Consider the following 17,358-nt stretch of genomic DNA (forward strand, 5'->3'; position numbering starts at 1 on the left):
AAAATAACCATATCCATTGTAAACCTTAGTATCGTTTTAATCAAATATAATCATACAAAAAAACGTCACAATTTTCAGTTCATTCAAAGCCTTTGCAGGGCAGTGCCACAATGATTATAATGAGTAAGTACGTTAAGTATGGCATTTTGAAACTATCAACTCGGAGGTGTAATATTACGTGACACTAGAGCAATCCGGCGTTCCTATGAGCGACCTCTTAATTATAGGCGGCGGTCCTGCCGGCATGTTTGCTGCCTTCTACGGCGGTATGCGCCAGGCGTCGGTAACCCTTATTGAAAGCATGCCCCAGCTGGGGGGGCAGCTCGCTGCCCTTTATCCTGAAAAATATATTTATGATGTGGCTGGTTTCCCAAAAATCACCGCACAGGAGCTGGTAGACAACCTGTCCCGGCAAATGGAGCTGTTCCAGTCTAATATCTGCCTGGAGGAGAAGGTGGTGTCGGTCGAGAAGCGGGATGAACGCCATTTCGTAACAACTACCGATAAAGCCGAGTACCACAGCAAAGCGGTTATCATCACTGCCGGTGTAGGAGCTTTTGAACCCCGGCGTCTGGAGCTTCCGGAAGCGCAGCGGTTCGAGAAAGCCAATCTGCATTATTTTGTAAGCGATTTGAATGCCTTCAAAGGCAAGAAGGTACTGATCAGCGGCGGCGGAGACTCCGCAGTTGACTGGGCACTTATGCTTGAACCGATCGCGGAGCAGGTCACGCTGATTCACCGCCGCGATAAATTCCGTGCTCATGAACACAGTGTGGAGAATCTGATGGCCTCCAAGGTAAATGTGATTACCCCTTCGGAGATCACTGAACTGCACGGGGAAGAATTCATAACCAAGGTTACCCTGTCCCATATCAAAACCAAGGAAACACAGGAGATTGAAGTAGACAGTGTCATTGTCAATTTCGGCTTCGTATCTTCGCTTGGTCCAATTGCCGAGTGGGGCATTGAAATTGAGAGCAATTCGATCGTTGTAGACTCACGTATGGAGACGAACATTCCTGGGATCTTTGCCGCGGGCGATATTACTACTTACCCTGGTAAGCTGAAGCTGATTGCAGTCGGATTCGGAGAAGCCCCTACAGCGGTTAACAATGCTAAGGTATACCTTGATCCAGATGCCAAGCTATCCCCGGGGCACAGCAGTAATCTTAAGCTCTAGACGGCAGCTTACAGGCTAGCCTAATCCACAAATAAAAGGGTATCCTTTCAGGTTGATTCCACTCCAACTTGAAAAGATACCCTATTTTGTGCCGCTTGCGGTTTTGACTAAGCTGCTGCTGCAAAAATGAAACTATTTGTTTTAATGTAGAACCGCATGTGCTGGAGAGTGTAAGTTCCGTTTGCGAATTTCAGCGAGCAAAAGAGCGATGAAATCATGCTCTAATTGGAGCTCTATCGCTCTTTGGTAAGAGTCCAACAGCATCTCATCCGACAATTCAACCATAACGTTCACCTACCTTTCCTTTATTTGGATCTGAATCTATCATAGCAAACTATCATTTTTCGAACAAGCGTTCTTACTATCCACAAGGTTCTGTGGAAATCCTGTGCATAATATGTTAATAAGGGTTACAAAGGCGTTAACTCCGCAGTGGAATATGGGGATAATAGTTATGCACAGGAGCTTTCCACACAGAGAGCCTAAAAAAATATTTTGGAATGTTCATAATATAGAAATTAATACCACATATTACCTCAGAAAATGCACGACTAAACGCAATTCTATCCTATTATTATCTTTATCGTCAATTCTTAAAAATTTATTAGTTACTTAGGTCTTGTATTCACTTCGAGGATCCAAATCTTTCCCCGCTGGTCAACAGCGTAATCAAAACCCAGCTCACCGATACCCGGAAAGTGTCTTTCCAGCAGTTCAATACAGACATGCGTCAGACGGCGCATTTCCGCTTTCTTGGCCGAAGTGCTGATCTGCGGCAGCGATTTGCGCAGACCATGCCGGCAGCTCATCATCGTACCGCCCTTGCATAGATTCGTTACAAACAGACCCGGCCGCGCTAATCTCCCCACCATAGAACGGAATTCCCAATGCGTGCCGTTCTTTACAACCTTCACTCTGTAATCAATGGGACGGCCGGCAATCCGGGCAAGCGAGATTCCCTGCTGAATCATATAACGCCGTTTAACCTTTACTCTGTCAAGCGCATGTTTCATAGATGTGAAATCACGATATACACGGGTTCTATGCATATAAGTGAAACCATATCCCCGGCGGTCCCGGAATACCTTAATAACTCCATATCCCCCGCCGCCTACAATCGGCTTAATGACTACGTTTCCGTATCTTCCCAGCATAGCTGACAGCCCGGCAGCACTATATTCCTTCGTTCGTGGAATGTAACCGGCAACCCGCGAATCGCTAAGCAGCGCCTCGGTTTTCAGCCACTTGCTGGCCAGTTCTCTTCCTGCCATGTTCCCCTCTCCTTTCGCAATCCCAGCCTACCCTATAGATTACTCAGAAAAGGTCCCGCCCTCCTGTATGATTGTCCGTGTAAGAAGCTCCTCACAGCAAAAAGGGCATATGGCAGCAGGGCCGTATGTCCTGAGGGCTATCCACCCGGATTTCTGGGAAGATTGCGGAAACTGTTGATTTTTCTGCGGTGCCTTCGACGATCCTCGGCAATTACTGCCCGTTGTCGAACTATCAGTGAAGTGCCCCTGGGCTGATAGAACTTATAACAGGTATATACGATGCCGATATAATGCATATACATAATTCTGCTAAAAGAGGAAATACAATAACACAGGGAGGCTCCCGCGTATGGATTGGTACCTGAAGGTTGTTAAAAATTACGCCGTTTTCTCAGGAAGGGCAAGGCGTAAGGAATTCTGGATGTTTGTGCTGGTTAATTTTTTGATTGGAATCCTATTCGGGATAGCGGAAGACTTCTTCGGAGTATCAACTTTAATCAGCAAGCTCTATTCGCTGTTCATTTTAATACCTTCCTTGGCCGTGCTTGCCCGCAGACTGCATGATATCGGAAGAACCGGGTGGTGGATCCTGATCAGCTTTATTCCTTTTGTCGGGTTCATTGTATTATTTATACTTGCTTGTATTGATAGTGAAGGAACCAACAAGTATGGACTAAGCCCCAAATATTGAATCTCGCATTTTATGTATCACACGCCTTTTCCCACACTGGAAAAATCTTAAAATTCATTGTATTATTACCCTGTGAGGGGGCTACCTAATGGCACAATTGTTCGAAATATTGTATTGGTTTGCGATGATCGGCATGTCTGTTGTCTTAGCGGGTACCACAATTCTTGTCTGTGCGCTCGGATTCAAGTTTATTAAGGACCGCCGTAGAATCCTGGGTGCAGGCTGCATTGCCTTTTCCCTGGGTGCCGCTGCACTGATTGTTTTTATGATTAACTTCAAATTCATCGTCCCTGCTTGATTGACTTCTGTGAGTAATACTATACTCTATGAAAAAGAGAACAAACAGCTTGTGCACATAGTCTGGTTGATTCGCCGAATTCTGTTTCTTCTATTGTAAATATAGTGGGGACGCTCCGCTGTTTAAGCGGGAATCGTATCTACAACCTTTCAAAAAATTCATAAAAAAAGAAACCACTCTTTTGGTAAATGGAAGTGCAACTAACCATTTCAAAAGAGTGGTTTCCTTTTGTACATACTATACACGTGTAATTCGGCTAATCAACTCTTCGAAATGAGGCTTCAGCCCGGCTGCTTGTCCCAGATGATTCAACCCCCACTCCGCAAACTTCAACGAAGAATCCAAATCCCCGACGAATTCATGGGTTCTGGCAATAACAAGTGCAAGACGCAAATCCAGCGGAGCCCCCATACTCATTTGCTGTTTGCTCCTTCCAGCCTTCAATTCCTCCAAGCTTATGGACAGAATAGGCTTCGGAAAACCCTTGAATTGGTCAAAATATTCCAGACCGCGCACTTTGAATACCTTGTACATTCTATTAATCGTTCTGATGGCGTCCGCTTCACTTTTCCCATATTCAAACCAGCCGGCTTGAGCCTGTGCGGGACCAAATATTCTCTGATTCCAGGGGATTCCGGCTTCTATTCGCTCTCTAAATTCACAGTCGTAGACGGTTAGGTTATGGTTGTCCGCCTTTCCACTCAATCCGATGGGCAAGAAATCCAAATGAACTCCCAGCTCCATGATGCACGACCCACCGTACCGGTTTCCTTGTATAACCAAGGTATAGATAAAATGCTCATCCGAATTCTTGCGGAAGTGGTGGTCCGAACCCATGAATCCCAATTGGTTCAACCGCGGCTTCAGATGTAACTGCAATAGTTTTCTAAACTCCGTTGTAAGCATGCTGTAATTCCCCCGCCTGCCTTCCGGCTGCTTGTTACGTTGAAGCTTAGTTACCTTATGTATTCATTCAATTCCGCTTCCCTTTTCTTCAGGTGAAGGTAACGCTCCGCCCGCTCAAAGATCTGCAAGTAGAGAAACATAAGGGTCAATATACGCTCCGAATCACCATCCGCCAGCATTTTTTCCATGATCACTATCTTATCTTTAATATAACTCGTATCTACTTTCTGGCCGTAATCTGCAATAGCCTGCTTAAATACCGTCAACTGACCTGGAATTACACTGTATATTTCAGCGAAAAACTCCGGTTCAATCTCGTAACGGTTCGTTTGTTTCGACCATATGTAATTCCATTTTTCCGTAAACCATAGATGAAACGGGCCGATCAGCGGATACAACGGCTCATAGAAGGTGAGCTCGTCCCGCAATTTAATCAGCTCTTTCCGGGCTATTCTTCGTCTTATGTATTTAATCATGTACACTCCTCCTGAGTGATGGCGCAAGTCTGCAATTTTACACCTTAAAAAGGATTTCATCACCGGTCTTAATCTTGTTAAACGGTCCTCTGTAATGGATGAATCTAAATTCAATTTCTGACAGTTGTAAACCTCCTCACCAATATAAAAAAACCTCCTGAAAAGTGCAGTACATCATACACCATTCAAGAGGTTCAAAACGGTTACCTAACCGACATTAGCACGGCTCAGCGCTCGGCTGACCCGCATCTTCCTTCGTACGGAACGATGAACCACATCCGCATGTAGCGGTAGCATTCGGATTATTAATGGTGAAGCCTCCGGTCATGCCGGATTCCTCAAAATCAATCTCCAAACCGTCCAGGTAACGGATATCATCTTTGCTTACGACTACTTTAAGACCTTCAATATCCATATATACATCCTGATCGGTTTCGTTATCGTCAAATCCCATAGCGTAAGAGAACCCGCTGCAGCCGCCCGGAGTTACGCCAAGGCGAAGGAACATATTCGGTACTTCCTGTTCAGCCAGCATCGTCTTGAGTTGTCCCGCTGCTGTTTCACTGATTGTAATCATGTTCTCTAGCCTCCTTAAAAATGCACTATATAAAGCTAAGTATACTCCACTATTCCCCTTCCCTCAAGTCATAACTGTGCCGCAGCAGAGCTGGGGCTGAACCGGATATGCGAACTTTCTCCACTGGTTGCTCACCCTTGGAGAGAGGTTTATAATAGGGAAAGCGATGCGCTGTAAAATTCGGAAATTTGTCACGAGGCTGTTGTCGCCTCTATTTTTATGCTTAATAGCACCGGCTAGGTATTCCGGTATTAATTCTGCGGGTGCTTTCGCCTCGCCAACCTTCAGGAGGAAATCATATGTCTACACTTATAACACCACACACGGATGCCAGAATGGCGGGCATTATTGAGAAAGTTCGCGGCGGAGAACGATTAAACTTGGAAGATGGCGTTTATTTATATGAAAGTGATGATTTGCTCACGATCGGCCAGCTTGCGAACGAGGTCAATCTGCGCAAAAACGGTAATAAGGTGTATTTTATTGAGAATATGAGTCTATACTTCACCAATGTTTGCGAATCCCGCTGCGCATTCTGCAATTTCCGCAAAGATGACGGCGAAGAAGGCGCTTATACCCTTTCCGGTCAGGAAATGGTGCAATATGTCGAACAGCATATTCATCCTGGGGTACGTGAGTTCCATATTGTCGGGGGCCATAATGATAAGGTGCCCTTCCAGTATTACGTTGATTCATTGAAAGCCCTGAATGAACGTTTTCCTGAGGTAACCCTCAAAGCCTACACGGCAGCTGAAATTGATTTCTTCACCCGCATCAGCGGACTTAGCATCCGCGAAGTACTGGAAGAGCTGCGGGCGGCCGGGCTCAAATCGCTGACAGGCGGCGGTGCGGAAATTCTGTCCGACCAGTACCGTAAAAAAATGCGGGTTGATAAAGCAAATGTAGAGGAATATCTTCAGGTGCACCGGACGGCACATCAAATCGGCATGAAGACCCACACCACCATGCTGTACGGTTCGATCGAATCCCGCGAAGACCGGATCCGCCATATGCTGCAGATCCGCGAGCTGCAGGATGAGACGAATGGCTTCATGGTGTTCATCCCGCTGTCCATGCAGCCTAAGAACCGGAATGCCGGAATTATGCGCCGCAACTCGGCGTATGAGGATCTTAAGACCATTGCGGTCAGCCGGTTAATGCTGGACAATTTCGACCACATCAAAGCCTACTTCATTAATATCGGCGTACAGCTGACTCAGGTAGCCCTTAGCTTCGGGGCATCCGATGTACACGGAACCATTCTGAAGGAACGGATCAGCCATGCGGCAGGGGCGTTGACTCCTGAAGGCATTACGCGTGAAGAACTGATCTGGCTCGTGAAAGGCGCCGGACGTATTCCGGTGGAACGGGACACCTTCTATAACGAGATTAAGGTTTACGAATAGCGCCAGCAATGATCCATAATTGAAAGGAAGATCGGTCCGCATGAGAACATTACTCGTCCTAGGCGGCGGCTACGGCGGCCTTGCCCTGATCCAGGAATTACTCGACCACCATCTCCCGCACGATGTTGAGATCGTCTTGATTGACCGGATGCCCTATCAGGGAATCAAGACCGAATATTATGCCCTTGCCGCAGGTACTGTGAACGACTATCATCTGCGCATCCAGTTTCCGGTCCACCCGCGTTTAACTGTACGCTACGGCGAGGTCGGTTCCATTGATCTGGACAGCAGGATCGTCATCCTGGAATCCGGCGAGCCGGTTTCCTATGATATCCTGGCGATTGCTTTGGGCTGCACGGATAATTACCATGGAATTCCGGGGGCGGAGCAATATACCTGCAGTATCCAGAGCTTCTCCGGCACCCGGGAAACCTACCGCCGGCTGAACGATATTAAGCCTTACGGAACAGTAAATATCGTGGGCGGGGGCCTCAGTGGAGTAGAGATGGCCGCAGAGCTGCGTGAAAGCCGCCCAGACCTCAATATCTCGATCCTGGACCGGGGAGAACGTGTTTTGTCCGCTTTTCCGGCCAAGCTGTCGCAGTACGTAGAGGAATGGTTCAGCGAACATCAGGTGCAGACGCTGGGGCGTGTATCAGTTTCCCATGTCGAAAAGGATGCCATTTTTAACGGCACCCAGGAGATTCCTGCGGATGTAACGGTATGGACAGCGGGTATCCAGCCAGTGAAAGTCGTGCAGCAGCTGGAGCTGGCCAAAGACCGCGGCGGTCGGATTATTCTCGGACCGCATTATAATGTAGCCGATTATCCGGAAGTATACGTAATCGGGGACTGTGCCAGCCTGCCCTTTGCACCAAGCGCACAGGCCGCTGGTGCCCAAGGCGAACAGGTTGCACAGGTCCTGCAGGCGCTATGGCGCGGCGATACTCCGAAGCTGGGCAGGATCAAGCTTAAGGGGACCCTCGGCTCGCTCGGCAAAAATGCCGGTTTCGGCCTTATGGGCCGCCGGTCTGTTATGGGGCGTGTTCCCCGCCTGCTCAAAAGCGGTGTGCTCTGGATGTCCAAGCGGCATTTCGGTTAACTCTTTCTCAGGACTAGTCCAATTCGAGGTTGTCCCAGGCTTCCTGCTCTTTGATGGCAGTCTCGATGGCTTCCTCCAGCTCTGCCGGGGAATCCGCCTCGATGATTTCGCCGTCGACCATGGCGAACGGTCTCAGGTAACATTCGCCGCAGTTATTCAGGCAACCATATTCAATGACATCATATTCGGGATTCAGCTCCAGCTTGTCTTTAAGCGGCCCAGTCCCGTGCCCGATATTGCTGGCACAAAATTCAATAATTGGTCTCATGTTGTTCTCCTTATTCTGCCCTAACCATTTTATTTTTTAACTTTTTGTACTATAATGAACATACGAAAGGAGTGATTGAGAAATGAGTGAGAATGCACAAAGCACCACCATGTATGATGAGGTTCTGGAAGTGCTCGATAAACTTCGTCCGTTCCTGCAGCGCGATGGCGGTGACGTGGAACTGATTGATGTTGAAGACGGCATTGTTAAGCTGAAGCTTATGGGTGCCTGCGGCAGCTGCCCAAGCTCCACGATCACGCTGAAAGCCGGGATCGAACGTGCCCTACTCGAAGAAGTAGAAGGCGTAGAAGAAGTTGTTCAAGTATTCTAATCCCGTTTTATACGTCCCGGACTCTCTTATTGGAGAGCCGGGATTTTTTATATTATAGAGGATTTCTCCAGGAGCCACAACCCGGAGCAGCTTTCTGGCAGGTTAAAAAAAGACGCCCCAGCAGTCATTAGTATGACTTGGGACGTCTTTTCGTTATTCATGCAGCCGCGTAAGGCAGCTGCTTAAAATGCCGGGATGATCGAACCTTGGTATTTCTCTTCGATGAAGGCTTTTGCTTCTGCAGAGTTCAGTGCTGCAGCAAGCTTCTGGATGGCATCGGAATCTTTATTGTCCGGACGTGCCACCAGGATGTTGGCGTAAGGAGAATCTGTACCTTCGATGAACAGGGCATCCTTCGTTGGCACAAGACCCGCTTCGAGTGCGAAGTTAGTGTTGATCAGGGCCAGGTCAACTTCATCCAGCTGGCGTGGCAGCATAGCTGCATCCAGTTCGATGATGTCCAGGTTCTTTTTATTTTCAGTAATATCAGCTTTCGTGGAGGTGATGTTGGTATCGTCCTTCAGGGTGATCAGACCATTCTTGGCCAGCAGAATCAAAGCACGTCCGCCGTTGGTTGCATCGTTGGGAATCGCTACTTTTGCACCATCAGCCAGTTCGTCGATCGATTTGATCTTTTTGGAATAGGCGCCGAAGGGCTCCACGTGTACAGCTGTTACAGCTACCAGGTCGGTACCGTTCTTGCTGTTCTGGTCATCCAGGTAAGGCTGGTGCTGGAAAAAGTTCGCATCCAGTGCTTTCTCGGCCAGCTGTGTATTCGGCAGGATATAATCCGTGAATTCTTTGATTTCCAGTTTAATGCCTTGTGCTTCAAGCAGCGGAGCGATAGCCTTCAGAATTTCTGCATGCGGTACAGGAGACGCACCGACAACAAGTGTTACCGGGTCTGCTGCAGGTTCAGTAGTAGGTTCTGCGGAAGCATCTGCTGCCGGTGCATTCGTTGCCGCGGAGTTCGCTGCATTATTGGCATTGTTATTGTTGCCGCAAGCCGCCAGCACGAGTACTAAGGTCAAGCTAAAGAACGTCAAAAGTACTTTTTTCATCAGTAAATCCCCCTCTAGTATGTGTGTATGAATAAGGCTATATCTGGAAGTACCTTATTTCCGGGTAAAATATTGAACCAGCCGGTCACCGGCCATCTGCAGCAGCTGCACTAGTATAACCATCAGCACTACAGAGATAATCATTACTTCTTTCTCATACCGGTAATAGCCATAACGGATTGCCAGGTCACCAAGACCGCCGCCGCCGATCATCCCTGACATTGCTGTATAGGAGACGAGGGTTACAAGTGTAATCGTCACACCGGCCAGTAAACCTGGACGAGCCTCCGGCAAAAGCACACGCAGCACAATCTGCCCCGTAGAGGCTCCCATGCCTTGTGCCGCTTCAATTACCCCCCGGTCAACCTCACGGAGTGCCGTCTCCACCAGTCTGGCAAAAAACGGAGCCGCTCCGATGACCAGTGCCGGAATTGTTCCCAGGACACCAATCGAGGTGCCCATGATCGTCTTGCTCAGCGGAATCAGAGCCACCATCAGGATCAGGAATGGAACGGACCGCAGGATGTTAACAAGCAGTGATAATACTGAGTAAACAGCCCTGATAATATTGTTTTTGGACTTCCCCCATAAATATAACACAATTCCGAGTGGTAAACCAAGAATAATTGTGAATATTCCGGAATAGGCTAACATTTTTAGTGTGGCTACGGATGCATCCAGCATTTCTTCCCAATTGATATCATTAAAATTCAAGCCGGCCATTAGGAAATCACCTCCACATCAAGACCTTGTGCCGCAAGCTCCGCCAGGGTAGCATCAATCGCCTCAAGCGATCCTTCAAAGCGGACAATCAGCTGGCCGTAAGGCACATCTTTAATGGTCGAGATCGTACCCTGAAGAATCGCAAAGCTGACGCCTGTACCGCGCACAACGTGGGATAACGTGGATTCGTAGGTTTTTTGTCCGAGAAAAGTGATCTTGACCGCTTTGGTGTTCTCTCCGTTTACCGCTTCTATAGCCGCTCTTAACGGACCGTCCTGCTGGGTTTCACTGCGGATAAAGTCCTTGGTCACCTCATGCTTGGGCTTCAGGAACACCTCCGCCACCTCACCCTGTTCAACAATTCCACCGCCATGAATAACCGCTACCCGGTCACAGATACTCTGAATGACATGCATCTCATGGGTAATCAGTACAATGGTCAGATGAAACTTGCGGTTAATGTCGAGCAGCAGCCGCAAAATGGAGTCAGTGGTCTGCGGATCCAGCGCCGAGGTCGCTTCATCGCAGAGCAGTACATCCGGATCACTGGCGAGCGCACGGGCTACGCCGACCCGCTGTTTTTGTCCGCCTGAGAGCTGCGCCGGATATTTGTTCCGGTGCTGCTCAAGTCCGACCAGAACCAGCAAATCCTTGACCTTGCGTTCAATATCCGCCTTCGGCGTACCGGCTAGACGCAGCGGAAAAGCAATATTGTCATATACCGTAGCTGAAGACAACAGATTAAAGTGCTGAAAAATCATGCCGATCTTGCGCCGCTTCTCCTGCAGCTGGCCCTGGCTGAGGCTGGTCAGCTCGACGCCATCCACCCAAACCTCACCTTTCGTCGGGCGCTCCAGCAGATTGATGCAGCGGATCAGCGTGCTTTTGCCTGCACCGGAATGACCGATCACGCCGAAGATCTCGCCTTTTTGAATGGACAGATTTAAGCCCGAGAGCGCCACAGCAGCTTTACTGCCTTTTCCGTATACCTTAGTCAACTCTTTTAACTCTATCAATTTCTGTCGTTCCCCCTTAATGCATATTTCCATGTATCAAAAAGACCCCTTACGATCGGTTGCAGATCGCAAGAGGCCCTGTGCGTTTAGTTACAATGCCTTCTCATCTGCCAACGGCGATTACCCTCGCCATTGTAGGAATTAGCACCATGACACTTGTACTCAGTACACTTGGTTTACTGGATACAAATCGGTTGCCGGGCTTCATCGGGCCTATCCCTCCGCCGCTCTCGATAAGATTATGATATGAAATTAGTGCCGTATAGTTATCTTAGGATGTAAGAGTATAATGCAAGCCTAAGTATAGTGAGTTTCAGGTTTTTTGTCAAAGGAAGATTTTTACGCTTTAACGTGAGTCTGTCTTCACACCCGCTTTTGGCTGGAGGCATTCTTGTGCCACTGCTCATTACTGTACCGGAAGGCGGCACATAAAGATTTGCAGACCATCTCCAAACCCTGCCTCAAATCCTCCAAATGACTGTCCAGATCCTCAAGCTGAATTTTGTCGTGCAGCCCCTGATGCCTCTGCCAGAGATCATCCTGCATTTCGGCATTCATATAATGAATTTCTGCATTGCGGCGTTTGCGCAGATTCTGCAGCGGCTCCCGGTAAGAGTTCTTGATATTTTCCAGTTCATCCGCCAGCGGGGTATGCTCTTTGAGCAGTTGGAACTGCCGAAGTACCGTGAAATAGGAGAAGTGGGCTTTGGTCTGGCTTGTATTCAGATTATACAGGCTGTTCAGCACCGTTCCCAGCTTGTCCAGCAGGGAGAAGACACGGATAAAGCCGTTTTTATAGAAATAAACATAACGGGCATATTCGCCCTGCTCCGTTACCGACATATCATCCATATACCCGGCAACCACCAATTTGCGGTAAAAGGCGGCCGCGAACCAGCTCTGCTCCAGTTCATCCAGTGAGGAGATCAGCCCGCGTGTCCAAACCTCCAGCTTGCGGTATTCATGGTCCCGGTCTTCATGTGCGTTCATCTCCTTGCGCAGCATGGATGCCACCTTCGCCATGTTATCCATCGCATCGGCGAGCACGCCGCTGTTCTGGCGCGGAGGTTCTCCCAGTAATACCCGCAGCATCTCTTATCCCCCTCAAAATAAAGAAAAATGTATACTATCCTTGCCGGAAATAGCTGCTCCAGTTGCGGTCCACCATATCCAGCGTACTCGTGCATGTCGACTGCTCTTCATCATCACCAGACTTCATACGTGCATCGATCACAATGGGCAGCTTGTAGCCGATGTGGTGCTGCTTCACTTCGGCTTCTGCGTAGATATCGTCGGCCGGATTGAACCGGGTGAACACTGTCCAGAGAAAAGAGGTCTGTGTACGGACTGCCTCCGCAGCGTGATCCACCATAATCACCAGCGGCCAGGCTGTATTCCGTTCGCGCAGCGCAGTGTTCAGCCGGACCGGAAGGTCAGGGTCTTCTTCATAGGATGCACCGGAAACGATTAAACATCCGCCGCAATACGGAATGGCTTCTGTAATTCCTGGCAGGAGGCCTTCCGTGAAAGTACGGGGAAGCTCCCGCACCGCAGGTCCGATACCTATAATCACAGCTTGGCTGTCCGGGCCGGGTGCGCGTTCAACCGGTTCCAGCCTGACTCGTGCTGTGCTTCTAAACACATGCAGATCTGTTCCGGGGTTGAATCGTTCCAGCACAGTTTCCAGTAATTTAGGGAAATCGGAAAAAGCGGTCGGCTCGCTCGTCAGCAGTAGGAACCGGCAAACAGACAGCTGCCGCTCCCCCAATATGCGGAAAGCCGTACCCAGAGCATCCTGCGGTGAACTATCCTGTACAACCGCGGCAGCCACTCCATCCGGACCAGATTCAGAATAAGTCCAGAATGCATGTACCGACGGCATAGCCAAATGATGGACCGGGGATAGCACCTGCTGGAGAAAATCGACTAAGTAGTAATTCTCTTCACGCGGAGTGACGGCAATCGTCGCAGGGTAAATCGCATCCTTGCGGTGCCACATCCGCTGCACATGCATTATTGGGGCAGTATGCTGCGGGAAATTATACTTATCATTATTTGCAAAAGCGCCTGCTTGGCTCTGCCCATACGGAGAGACAAGTCCGCGGAGCGCAAATTCCGCTTCAGCCGGGATGGAGTGTCCGCCGAGCGGATCTTTGACCATGGGCAGTTTCCCGCCCAGGACAATTGACGCGAAGACCAGATCCGGCAGCCATGCCGGTCCTGGAGCGCTTGCTGCAGCAATCAGCGCCGGGGGGCCGCCGATAAATACAGATACCGGCAGCGCCTCACCCTGAATCTCGGTCTCTTGATGATACAGTCCGGCTCCTTTATGCATTTGCCAGTGAATCCCTGCCGTATTGTCATCAATGATTTGAATCCGGTGCATTCCGAGGTTATGCTTCTGCGGATTACTCAAGCTTTCTGTGTAGACAAGCGGAAGGGTAATATAAGACCCTTCCGCTTCCTGCCAGCTTGTTACAGGCGGCAGCTCGCGAAGCGGATCGGAAGTACGGCATACCCCCAGCACCGGAGCCTCACCCTGCGGCACATGTTTAGTGCCCACTTTCAGCAGGTCGAAGATCAGTGCTTTTTCCTTCCACAGGCTGGTGAGGGTAGGCGGAAGCAGCGTTTCAGCTGCACCCATCAGTGCTTTCACTAGCTGCTCCGGACGGCTGCCAAACGCTCTCTCGACCCGCATAGCGGTCCCGAATAAATTAGTCGCTACGGGAAATGGCGTTCCTTTTACATTGGTAAATAACAGTGCCGGCCCTTCCTCCCGTGCCACACGCCGGTGAATCTCCGGAAGCTCCAGATAAGGGTCCACCTGTGTTTCAATTACGGCAAGATCCTTGTCTTTGCGAAGCTGCTCAATCCACTGGCGCAAATTTCCGTATCCCACTATATTGTTCCTCCTCGAACATGGCAGATTACTTTTTCAATTTACTAAGCTGCCACACACGTACACTCATGTAGCAAAGGACACCAAACAATCCGGCAATCAGCAGGATGTGGGCCAATGCGGCAAATATGTACAATCTTTCGTTATACAGTGTATGAACTACAGCTGCACCGCTCAATACCTGCAGCAGGCAGAGCGTAACGGCACTAACGCCAAGCGCTCTCAGCTCAGCCAGTCCTTTGTACCTCCAGAACGCCAAGTGGCCTAGTACTGCCACCAGAAGAAACAGCAGTGCCGCCGCGATCCGGTGCATAAACACGATGCCCACACCGCCTGTTAGCTCGGGAACCCATTCCCCGTTGCAGAGCGGCCAGCCGGAGCAGCCTCCCTGTGAATCTGTATGGCTGACATAAGCCCCGATATAGACAACGATATAAGAATATAACGCTGTAATCCACGTTAAGTTGCGGAAGCCCCGGCTGATTGCCGGCTCCCGGTCATCCTTTTCTTCACCCGATTCAAGACTTCGTTTCGTACCCAGAGCCAGCATGAGTGAGCTTGCAAACGCAATCAAAGAGAAACCCATATGCAGCGCCATTACCGCAGCAGACTGGGATTTGATTACCGCAAGCGCTCCCATTCCACCCTGCACAACGACAAACAGGAGCGTTAACAAGGCATAAACCAATAAATCCTTCTGCTTCCGTCCATAACGCCAGAAGGCATACACGGAGGCCAGCGATAATAGACCCGCCAGTCCGCTGAACAGACGGTGGGTGTATTCAATCAGCGAGCCGATGGTATAAGCCGGAATCAGTTTACCATGACACAGCGGCCATTCATTTCCGCATTCCAGCCCTGAACCAGTCTTGGTTACTACGGCGCCTCCGAACAAGGCGAGGAACATAATGAGGCAGGTTATGTAGCTGAGCCATTTCAAATGTGTTGTCGTCAATTGGATCACCCGCATTTGTAGGAATGGATGGAAGAAATCATGGAGAGATTGAAAAAAACACCGCTTCTGCTCTGGTAGGGCGAAAGCGGTGCTTCAGGCTTCATTACTTGTGAATGCTCAGATAAACCTCGAGGGCTCTGTTCAGGAAGTTCTCGATTTCCTCACGGGATTTGCGCAGCTTGTTAACGAAGCGCACAAGTTCCCGGCCATCGCTGTAAGCGACAAAGCTTGGAATGCCCAGTATATTCTGTTCCTGGCTGACATCACCGACTGCATCTACGTCGACTTCAACCAGCGTGAGGCGGTCTTCATACTTCTGTTCAACCTCCGGCATAAACGGGTCGATAAATTTGCAATCGGAGCACCAGTCGGCTTTGAACACGGCAACTGTTAAGCGGGGCGATTGAATCGCCACCTGAAATTCCGCAGGGGAAGAGATTTTATCCATTAAGGTTCAATCCTTTCTGGGTTAAACTGTATACTGCCTTTCTCTCTAAGTGAAGCAAATTGTGCTCAGGAAGTCAATTAAAAAAGACAAATTAAAACAAATATCACAGCATTATTCGTTTGAGCGTACCCGTGCAGGCTGCAGTTTCATCAGCGGGTTCAGCACTTTCTGCAGAACACGCGGATAACCGGCAATCTCCTGCCGGCTGAGCACACCCAGAACAATCAACAGTACCAGATAAATGATTACAACCGCCGCACCCACAACCAGACAGGTAATAAGGAAGGCAATGCGTGCAGGCATGAAGTGGGTCAGCATAATACCTGCTTCGTTCAGGCCGTAGCCGATCCCGCCGGACGCCAGCACGGCAACGGCGAAGCCGCCCCAGCGTTTGCCCATAATCTCAAAGGGCACAACCGATTTAAGCATGCGCAGATTCAGCAAAGTAATGACGATAAAACAGAGTCCCGTTGCACCGATAATACCGTAAATACCGAATACCTTGCTGAGCAGGAAGCTGCCCGCAAGCTTCACGAGAATCCCGGCTAGCACATAATACATGGAGATCCGCGATTTCCCCATTCCCAGCAGGATCGAGTTGGTCGTCATCATCGTAATCTGGAAAATCGTCCCGATCGTCAGCATGGCGACGATTCCACTGCCTCCCAAACCGGAAAACAGCAGTCCGTTCACGGAATAGGCGGCGACAGAGAGTGCCAATACAATCGGCATACCCGTCAGAATGGATATACGCAAAGCCAGTGTAATCTGACGCTTAAGATGAACTTCATCACGTCGCGCATAAGCTGCCGAAATAATCGGAATCAGCGATGTTCCAAGTGCGATGGCCAGAACCGGAGGTATGCCAGCTACACTTTGGGCCCGGGTGGTTAAGATACCTAGTGCCTCTGTCGCACTCTCCCGTCCGATCTGATCAATTAACAGGGGAACCGCAAGCGATGTATCAATAACATTTACTACAGGAATGGTAAGGGAAGATAGCACAATTGGAATGGACAAGGTGAAAATATCTTTGTATATACTCCAGATAGGCAGCTTCTTATCTGAATTATAATTCAGATTCTGCTCCTTATCCGCACGGCGCAGCTTCATTGCAAAATAAATCATTACAGCGAATGCCGCAATACTTCCCAGCACACTGCCGAAGGAAGCACCGGCAGAGATAACGGTATTGTTATATCCTTGCTGCAGTAAAATATAAGCGAGTAAAATAGCTGTTAATACCCGTGCAACCTGCTCCACGATCTGAGAAATCCCGCCGGCCATCATATTATTGCGCCCTTGGAAATACCCCCGCATCATAGCTATGGCCGGGAATAAAAGCAGTGCCGGTGCGATCGCTCTTACCGCCATGGCTGATTCGGGTACATCAGCGATATGAGTGGCATAAAACGGCGCTCCGAAGTACAGCAGCAGGGTCATAATGACACCGGCCCCGACCGAGAAGAGGAGCGCTGCATGGTACACTTGTCTTGCCTCTTCCGGACGGTTCAACGCATACCGCTCTGAGACCATTTTACTTAGGGTACTTGGAATGCCGGCAGTAGCTACAGTCAGCAGCATTAAGTAAATATTGTTGGACACCCCGAAGGATGCCCGCCCGATATCATTGAATATATGGTCCAGCGGAACCCGTTGAACCAGCCCCAGCACGCGGGCCACCAGTGCCGCTGCGGCCAGAATAAGCGTACCTTTGACAAAAGACTCTTTCTTGGACAAGCTGTTTCGC

Annotated in this window: 20 protein-coding genes and 1 riboswitch; of the genes, 6 read left to right on the forward strand and 14 right to left on the reverse strand. The window is 49.4% G+C overall.

From position 1 onward, the window contains the following. Positions 1-205 precede the first annotated feature (205 nt). The gene (locus JRJ22_RS24250) at positions 206-1,180 is read left to right on the forward strand and encodes an NAD(P)/FAD-dependent oxidoreductase (RefSeq protein WP_206105286.1); all 975 of its coding nucleotides are present in this window, start codon (positions 206-208) and stop codon (positions 1,178-1,180) included. A gap of 141 nt (positions 1,181-1,321) precedes the next feature. On the opposite strand, the gene sda is transcribed toward JRJ22_RS24250, so the two are convergent. Both sda and JRJ22_RS24260 read right to left on the reverse strand, forming a co-directional pair. Beyond that, positions 1,322-1,465: a sporulation histidine kinase inhibitor Sda gene (gene sda, locus JRJ22_RS24255; RefSeq protein WP_082452054.1), complete on the reverse strand. Its 144-nt coding sequence runs from the start codon at positions 1,463-1,465 to the stop codon at positions 1,322-1,324. Between the two features lie 323 nt (positions 1,466-1,788). Then, positions 1,789-2,451, reverse strand: a complete 663-nt coding sequence (locus tag JRJ22_RS24260) for a YheC/YheD family protein (RefSeq protein WP_206101882.1) — start codon at positions 2,449-2,451, stop codon at positions 1,789-1,791. Positions 2,452-2,800: 349 nt separating this feature from the next. Here JRJ22_RS24260 and JRJ22_RS24265 point away from each other — a divergent pair, with 349 nt between their 5' ends. Next, complete coding sequence (locus JRJ22_RS24265) at positions 2,801-3,142, forward strand: DUF805 domain-containing protein (RefSeq protein ID WP_206101883.1); 342 nt, start codon at positions 2,801-2,803, stop codon at positions 3,140-3,142. An 88-nt stretch (positions 3,143-3,230) separates the two neighbouring features. Beyond that, positions 3,231-3,440 (forward strand): hypothetical protein, encoded by a 210-nt coding sequence (locus JRJ22_RS24270; protein ID WP_206101884.1) that lies wholly within the window; start codon positions 3,231-3,233, stop codon positions 3,438-3,440. A gap of 237 nt (positions 3,441-3,677) precedes the next feature. On the opposite strand, the gene JRJ22_RS24275 is transcribed toward JRJ22_RS24270, so the two are convergent. From JRJ22_RS24275 to JRJ22_RS24285, 3 genes are all read right to left on the reverse strand, one after another. Next, the gene (locus tag JRJ22_RS24275; RefSeq protein ID WP_206101885.1) at positions 3,678-4,346 is read right to left on the reverse strand and encodes a DUF4304 domain-containing protein; all 669 of its coding nucleotides are present in this window, start codon (positions 4,344-4,346) and stop codon (positions 3,678-3,680) included. Positions 4,347-4,396: 50 nt separating this feature from the next. Continuing rightward, positions 4,397-4,822, reverse strand: a complete 426-nt coding sequence (locus tag JRJ22_RS24280) for a hypothetical protein (protein ID WP_206101886.1) — start codon at positions 4,820-4,822, stop codon at positions 4,397-4,399. A 217-nt stretch (positions 4,823-5,039) separates the two neighbouring features. Then, positions 5,040-5,399 (reverse strand): HesB/IscA family protein, encoded by a 360-nt coding sequence (locus tag JRJ22_RS24285; RefSeq protein ID WP_054942910.1) that lies wholly within the window; start codon positions 5,397-5,399, stop codon positions 5,040-5,042. Between the two features lie 299 nt (positions 5,400-5,698). Here JRJ22_RS24285 and mqnE point away from each other — a divergent pair, with 299 nt between their 5' ends. After that, positions 5,699-6,805, forward strand: coding sequence for an aminofutalosine synthase MqnE (gene mqnE / locus JRJ22_RS24290; protein ID WP_206101887.1), 1,107 nt, complete (start codon positions 5,699-5,701; stop codon positions 6,803-6,805). Positions 6,806-6,845: 40 nt separating this feature from the next. Further along, positions 6,846-7,907: an NAD(P)/FAD-dependent oxidoreductase gene (locus tag JRJ22_RS24295; protein WP_206101888.1), complete on the forward strand. Its 1,062-nt coding sequence runs from the start codon at positions 6,846-6,848 to the stop codon at positions 7,905-7,907. A 13-nt stretch (positions 7,908-7,920) separates the two neighbouring features. On the opposite strand, the gene JRJ22_RS24300 is transcribed toward JRJ22_RS24295, so the two are convergent. Then, positions 7,921-8,175: a YuzB family protein gene (locus JRJ22_RS24300; protein WP_206101889.1), complete on the reverse strand. Its 255-nt coding sequence runs from the start codon at positions 8,173-8,175 to the stop codon at positions 7,921-7,923. An 82-nt stretch (positions 8,176-8,257) separates the two neighbouring features. On the opposite strand from JRJ22_RS24300, the gene JRJ22_RS24305 reads away from it, so the two are divergent. Beyond that, complete coding sequence (locus tag JRJ22_RS24305) at positions 8,258-8,506, forward strand: NifU family protein (protein ID WP_054942914.1); 249 nt, start codon at positions 8,258-8,260, stop codon at positions 8,504-8,506. Between the two features lie 182 nt (positions 8,507-8,688). Here JRJ22_RS24305 and JRJ22_RS24310 read toward each other — a convergent pair whose 3' ends face one another. The 8 genes from JRJ22_RS24310 to JRJ22_RS24345 form a co-directional block, all read right to left on the reverse strand. Continuing rightward, on the reverse strand, positions 8,689-9,567 hold the full coding sequence (locus JRJ22_RS24310) for a MetQ/NlpA family ABC transporter substrate-binding protein (protein WP_206101890.1): 879 nt from the start codon (positions 9,565-9,567) through the stop codon (positions 8,689-8,691). 54 nt (positions 9,568-9,621) lie between these two features. Then, the gene (locus JRJ22_RS24315; RefSeq protein ID WP_206101891.1) at positions 9,622-10,290 is read right to left on the reverse strand and encodes a methionine ABC transporter permease; all 669 of its coding nucleotides are present in this window, start codon (positions 10,288-10,290) and stop codon (positions 9,622-9,624) included. Continuing rightward, positions 10,290-11,306, reverse strand: coding sequence for a methionine ABC transporter ATP-binding protein (locus JRJ22_RS24320; RefSeq protein WP_206101892.1), 1,017 nt, complete (start codon positions 11,304-11,306; stop codon positions 10,290-10,292). The genes JRJ22_RS24315 and JRJ22_RS24320 overlap by 1 nt, the downstream gene beginning before the upstream one ends. A 100-nt stretch (positions 11,307-11,406) precedes the next feature. After that, positions 11,407-11,546, reverse strand: a riboswitch (SAM riboswitch). A gap of 123 nt (positions 11,547-11,669) precedes the next feature. Beyond that, the gene (locus tag JRJ22_RS24325) at positions 11,670-12,398 is read right to left on the reverse strand and encodes a Cthe_2314 family HEPN domain-containing protein (protein ID WP_206101893.1); all 729 of its coding nucleotides are present in this window, start codon (positions 12,396-12,398) and stop codon (positions 11,670-11,672) included. Positions 12,399-12,432: 34 nt separating this feature from the next. Continuing rightward, the gene (locus JRJ22_RS24330) at positions 12,433-14,205 is read right to left on the reverse strand and encodes a UbiD family decarboxylase (protein WP_206101894.1); all 1,773 of its coding nucleotides are present in this window, start codon (positions 14,203-14,205) and stop codon (positions 12,433-12,435) included. A gap of 28 nt (positions 14,206-14,233) precedes the next feature. Then, positions 14,234-15,160 (reverse strand): COX15/CtaA family protein, encoded by a 927-nt coding sequence (locus JRJ22_RS24335; protein WP_232380943.1) that lies wholly within the window; start codon positions 15,158-15,160, stop codon positions 14,234-14,236. A gap of 103 nt (positions 15,161-15,263) precedes the next feature. After that, the gene (locus JRJ22_RS24340) at positions 15,264-15,608 is read right to left on the reverse strand and encodes a thioredoxin family protein (RefSeq protein WP_206101896.1); all 345 of its coding nucleotides are present in this window, start codon (positions 15,606-15,608) and stop codon (positions 15,264-15,266) included. A 111-nt stretch (positions 15,609-15,719) separates the two neighbouring features. Continuing rightward, a complete protein-coding gene (locus JRJ22_RS24345) occupies positions 15,720-17,348 on the reverse strand; it encodes a putative polysaccharide biosynthesis protein (RefSeq protein WP_206101897.1) in 1,629 nt (542 codons plus the stop codon). Positions 17,349-17,358: the final 10 nt, after the last annotated feature.

This window comes from Paenibacillus tianjinensis, from assembly GCF_017086365.1.
In the GTDB taxonomy this organism is placed as follows: Bacteria; Bacillota; Bacilli; order Paenibacillales; family Paenibacillaceae; genus Paenibacillus_AQ; species Paenibacillus_AQ tianjinensis.

Excerpts from the sequence above, each read along its gene's own strand:
- JRJ22_RS24325 (WP_206101893.1), bottom strand. The coding sequence starts at position 12,398 with ATGCTGCGGGTATTACTGGGAGAACCTCCGCGCCAGAACAGCGGCGTG.
- JRJ22_RS24315 (WP_206101891.1), bottom strand. The coding sequence starts at position 10,290 with ATGGCCGGCTTGAATTTTAATGATATCAATTGGGAAGAAATGCTGGAT.
- mqnE (WP_206101887.1), top strand. The coding sequence starts at position 5,699 with ATGTCTACACTTATAACACCACACACGGATGCCAGAATGGCGGGCATT.
- JRJ22_RS24275 (WP_206101885.1), bottom strand. The coding sequence starts at position 4,346 with ATGCTTACAACGGAGTTTAGAAAACTATTGCAGTTACATCTGAAGCCG.
- JRJ22_RS24295 (WP_206101888.1), top strand. The coding sequence starts at position 6,846 with ATGAGAACATTACTCGTCCTAGGCGGCGGCTACGGCGGCCTTGCCCTG.
- JRJ22_RS24285 (WP_054942910.1), bottom strand. The coding sequence starts at position 5,399 with ATGATTACAATCAGTGAAACAGCAGCGGGACAACTCAAGACGATGCTG.
- JRJ22_RS24265 (WP_206101883.1), top strand. The coding sequence starts at position 2,801 with ATGGATTGGTACCTGAAGGTTGTTAAAAATTACGCCGTTTTCTCAGGA.
- JRJ22_RS24340 (WP_206101896.1), bottom strand. The coding sequence starts at position 15,608 with ATGGATAAAATCTCTTCCCCTGCGGAATTTCAGGTGGCGATTCAATCG.
- JRJ22_RS24305 (WP_054942914.1), top strand. The coding sequence starts at position 8,258 with ATGAGTGAGAATGCACAAAGCACCACCATGTATGATGAGGTTCTGGAA.
- JRJ22_RS24310 (WP_206101890.1), bottom strand. The coding sequence starts at position 9,567 with ATGAAAAAAGTACTTTTGACGTTCTTTAGCTTGACCTTAGTACTCGTG.
- JRJ22_RS24270 (WP_206101884.1), top strand. The coding sequence starts at position 3,231 with ATGGCACAATTGTTCGAAATATTGTATTGGTTTGCGATGATCGGCATG.
- JRJ22_RS24250 (WP_206105286.1), top strand. The coding sequence starts at position 206 with ATGAGCGACCTCTTAATTATAGGCGGCGGTCCTGCCGGCATGTTTGCT.
- JRJ22_RS24300 (WP_206101889.1), bottom strand. The coding sequence starts at position 8,175 with ATGAGACCAATTATTGAATTTTGTGCCAGCAATATCGGGCACGGGACT.
- JRJ22_RS24280 (WP_206101886.1), bottom strand. The coding sequence starts at position 4,822 with ATGATTAAATACATAAGACGAAGAATAGCCCGGAAAGAGCTGATTAAA.
- sda (WP_082452054.1), bottom strand. The coding sequence starts at position 1,465 with ATGGTTGAATTGTCGGATGAGATGCTGTTGGACTCTTACCAAAGAGCG.
- JRJ22_RS24260 (WP_206101882.1), bottom strand. The coding sequence starts at position 2,451 with ATGGCAGGAAGAGAACTGGCCAGCAAGTGGCTGAAAACCGAGGCGCTG.